Source organism: Photobacterium iliopiscarium (assembly GCF_003026395.1).
In the GTDB taxonomy this organism is placed as follows: domain Bacteria; phylum Pseudomonadota; class Gammaproteobacteria; order Enterobacterales; family Vibrionaceae; genus Photobacterium; species Photobacterium iliopiscarium.
On record NZ_PYOO01000029.1, the window covers coordinates 1 to 3803 of the forward strand.

Here is a 3803-nt window from a genome sequence, read left to right on the forward strand (position 1 = left end):
GCGAGATCAATACAAATAGTGCTAGGCTTATTCATGGTATGGGCTCCTTTTTGGTTGACACTATAACTTTAGCTGACAATGTCAGTAAGGTGGGGAGTCCATACCATTGAGCTATCCGTGATCTACTTATCACGCGTTTGAGCATAAAAGAAACCAGTGAAAATATTACCAGCAACGCTCAGGTGAACCTTTACTATTACTGTTTAACGTTAATCTTTTCTTATCTAAGCAGTCAGTATCATTTTCTTGCTTAGTTTGTGCTGTAGCGGTGATTATATAATCTGCGGTTTGTGGTGTGATCGTGAATACATAACGGTCTTTATCAGTATCGCAAAAAGAACAACTACCACCACTGACAATAGTAAAATCATAGGCACTATCTTGGGTATAACTTTCTTCGAGCGCTAATTGAATTTTAATCAGATCTCCCATAGCCTGAGTGCGATGCCCCTTCAATACATGCGATTGATATGAAGGGTAAGCAATAGCGGTTAATACTCCAATGACTGCCACTACAATCAACATTTCGATCAGCGTCACGCCTTTTTGTTTAATCATCTTCCGTAATCTCTTAAATATTCGAGTTGCCTCGATAACTGGTTGATATCCTTATTCTGCTATTTTGCGGTGGTGATAAACTCTGAAGCAAGTTGTTCTTAGGGATCAGAATGACGTTAATAGGGATTTGGGGAATGGCTCGCGAAATTATCACGCACTTTCATTACATACATCACAGCGGTGACAGTCAGCGGGGATTTACGCTGCTGGAATTGGTGTTCACGGTTGTGATCATGGGCATTGTTATTGCAATGGCAGCCCCGAGTTTTAATGGATTAATTGAATCTAATAAAATTAAGCGCTTGGCAACAGAAATAGAATGGTTACTGGTGCAAGCCAAATCAGAAGCAGTGATGCAAGGAAAAAATATATATGTTAATGCTCCATTAGTACCAGGTACGAGAATAAATAGTGGTTGGTGTGTTTTTACTTCAACAGATGTAAGTGACAAAAGTTGTGATGATATCGATACTAATAGTCTTTCTTCAATCGACAGTGCTAATTTTTCTGGGGTGACTTTTGAAAATAGCAAAACATTAACTCAATTTTCTTTTGATCCTATTTATGGCAAGCCAAACAACATAGGTTTTGGTGGTAATTTTGATTATCAATTAGGTGATTATCATTTAAAAACAGTTATTTATAATAAGACTGGACGTATATATACCTGTCTTCAAGATGGATCTAATAAGTTGAGTAATTATGAGAAGTGCTAATCAAGGTTTTAGTTTAATTGAATTACTCATAGCATCGTCTGTAGGATTAATTGCAATAGGTATTGTCGGTTCGGTTTTTTTATCCGGTTATCAAGCCGCGAATAAGCGTTCATTAGAATTGTTACTGCAACAAGATGTCAACGATGCTTTTCGACTGATAAAAGAAGATGTACTGCGAGCAGGGTATGTATCAAGTGGTGGTAATACTTTAAGGCTTTTACTCCCGAATGGCGTTAGTAAGGCTGATAATGTTGTGTATGTTAATACGACTGAAGATTGTTTAGCTTATACATATCAAAATGAAGATGGATTACAGATCTATAATTCTGCTTTTTTAAAAGAGATTAATGTCGATGGAAAAAAAATTAATGTTCTGAAATATAATTCTGCGTCTGCTGCAATAAGCACTGATGAAATATGTGAAATATCTGGAGCATCTTCATTATTATATGAAAAACAGATAGCTGTCAGTAAGTTTAAAATTGAACACAAAGAAATAAGTTCAGCTAGTGCGACCAGTCAATTAATTAAAATAACCCTTGCTGCCCATTTAAAAAATGATGATTCAGTAAGTACCGCGAAGTCGATTCAGATTAAAACAAGGAATTGGCAATAATGAATAAACATCAACAGTCAGGGATGACGACACTATTAATCACCAGCATGTTATTAATAGTGGCGTTGTTATTTTCATTGGCGTCATATAAGAATTTATTTTATCAGATTAAGCGTACACAAAATGAAGTCTTAGCTAGACAAGCGCATTGGGCTGCCGAAGGTGGGCTGGAGTGTGGGTTTGCGCAAATTCAAAAAGCTGGAAATATATCAGATGCAATACTAACTGATTGTAATAACGGACAGGAATTAACATTAAGTACTGATAATGGTAAGTCGGTACTAACTTCAGAAACGGATAATAAATATAAGAAAATAGCTAAAACAATCGTTGCTGGAGGTGCAAGAAGTAGCGGGGTAATTAAAAGTTCTGCTGATTTGTTTTTCAATGGAAAATATAATATATCGCCTGACTATATTAATGAGAGTGGAGATGATAAATGTAACATTATCAGATACCAAAAAAATATTTATTTAAATAAGTATGATAAACAATTGTCAGCTATTAATAATAAAGATATAAAAAGTAAGTGTGCTAATGAATACTCAACCGAAAATGTAACAAGTAGAACTAAGTTAGAAAAAGATGTTTATAAAGATATAGGTATGGATTTATTTAAAGAAACGTTTGGTGTTGATAGGAGTAATTGGAAAGAAGTTAAGGATAAGCATTTTTTTAATAGTGATAAAACAATTGGTAGCAGTTGTCTCGATAAAATAGAAGCTGGTATAGCTCAGGGTAAAAGACATATATGGATTACTGGTGATTGTATTCTTGATGATAATGCTATTAAAAAATTACCACAACAGAATTCAAGTGAGGAAAGTCTATTTATTCTTGTGCATAATGGAATTCTTAGTTTAGATGGAGTTGGTTTATATAAAGCGATATTTTATTTGTTTATAAATGAAAATATATCAGTAGGGGCACAGTGGGATGGTACCGCAATAGATCCTAGAGATCCTAAAATGTATGTAACAACTGATGAAGATAAAATATCTGCGATAGATTTTAGTCTTAAGACTATAGCATATTTAAATGGCTCTCATCGACCAATTGGTGGGTTTATTTTTGATGCATCGGGTTATGTTATTTATTTTCGACTATCTATTGATTTAGATTATGATGGCGAATTTATCAATGATTTATTAGCCCCATTTGGTAAACCTACTTGGCAGCAAGGATCTTGGCATGATTTCTAATATCAAAAAAATAACAGGCTTTGGCTTATTAGAAGTGGTGATTGCCCTTGGTGTACTTTCTGTTGGCGTATTAGGTTTAGTGAAGATGCAAGCTTATATGGAAGTAAAAGCAGAAAACGCGTTAAAGACTCTAGATGCACTTCATATAGCAGAAGCGCAGATGGAGTTGTTTACTACGAGGGCACAGAGTACAGCTGGAGGCACTATTCTTTATGAATCTATTTCGGCTTCAACAACGACTTTTGTTTTAGATAATCAAACAGCTCAAAAAATTATCACAGTGAAAAGTGATGTGCCTGTTTCCAATGCAAAAGACATCACAGTAAAGATTGAATGGCGTGATAGGCGTAATGATTTACGAACAGTAGAGCTAAAAACTGTCATCTCTAAATACAGTGAATTTGATTAAACAACGGCTATCATCGCTAAAAAGACATAATTTAAACCAAATTAAATCGTTTTGAACAAAAAATGTTCAAACGATTTTTTTTTGTAAAAAAACAATTGTCAGGATCAAAAATCTCCCTATAATGCGACCTCACTGACACGGACAACGGCGCAAGCAGTTACCGAAAGTCAGTATTGTTCTTTAACAATTTGACCATGCAATCTGTGTGGGCACTCACTAAATAGTTAAGTCGAAAGATTTATCAATAAACTGAGTGACCAATACAAAATAGCCCAATCTATTTATAGAGAAGATTATTTTGG

5 protein-coding genes are annotated in these 3803 nt (G+C 34.7%); 4 read left to right on the forward strand and 1 reads right to left on the reverse strand.

What is annotated here, in order from left to right; translation table 11 throughout:
- Positions 1 to 165 precede the first annotated feature (165 nt).
- A complete protein-coding gene (locus tag C9J51_RS19245; RefSeq protein WP_045040979.1) occupies positions 166 to 558 on the reverse strand; it encodes a type IV pilin protein in 393 nt (130 codons plus the stop codon).
- Positions 559 to 692: 134 nt separating this feature from the next.
- On the opposite strand from C9J51_RS19245, the gene C9J51_RS19250 reads away from it, so the two are divergent.
- From C9J51_RS19250 to C9J51_RS19265, 4 genes are read left to right on the forward strand one after another with little or no spacing between them, the layout of a single operon-like run.
- Complete coding sequence (locus C9J51_RS19250) at positions 693 to 1274, forward strand: GspH/FimT family pseudopilin (RefSeq protein WP_052668296.1); 582 nt, start codon at positions 693 to 695, stop codon at positions 1272 to 1274.
- Complete coding sequence (locus tag C9J51_RS19255) at positions 1261 to 1890, forward strand: PilW family protein (protein ID WP_107250387.1); 630 nt, start codon at positions 1261 to 1263, stop codon at positions 1888 to 1890. The genes C9J51_RS19250 and C9J51_RS19255 overlap by 14 nt, the downstream gene beginning before the upstream one ends.
- Positions 1890 to 3092, forward strand: coding sequence for a hypothetical protein (locus tag C9J51_RS19260; protein ID WP_107275287.1), 1203 nt, complete (start codon positions 1890 to 1892; stop codon positions 3090 to 3092). Before C9J51_RS19255 ends, C9J51_RS19260 begins: the two co-directional genes overlap by 1 nt.
- Entirely contained in the window at positions 3082 to 3501 is a 420-nt protein-coding gene (locus C9J51_RS19265; RefSeq protein WP_045040976.1) for a type IV pilus modification PilV family protein, read from the forward strand. Before C9J51_RS19260 ends, C9J51_RS19265 begins: the two co-directional genes overlap by 11 nt.
- Positions 3502 to 3803 lie beyond the last annotated feature (302 nt).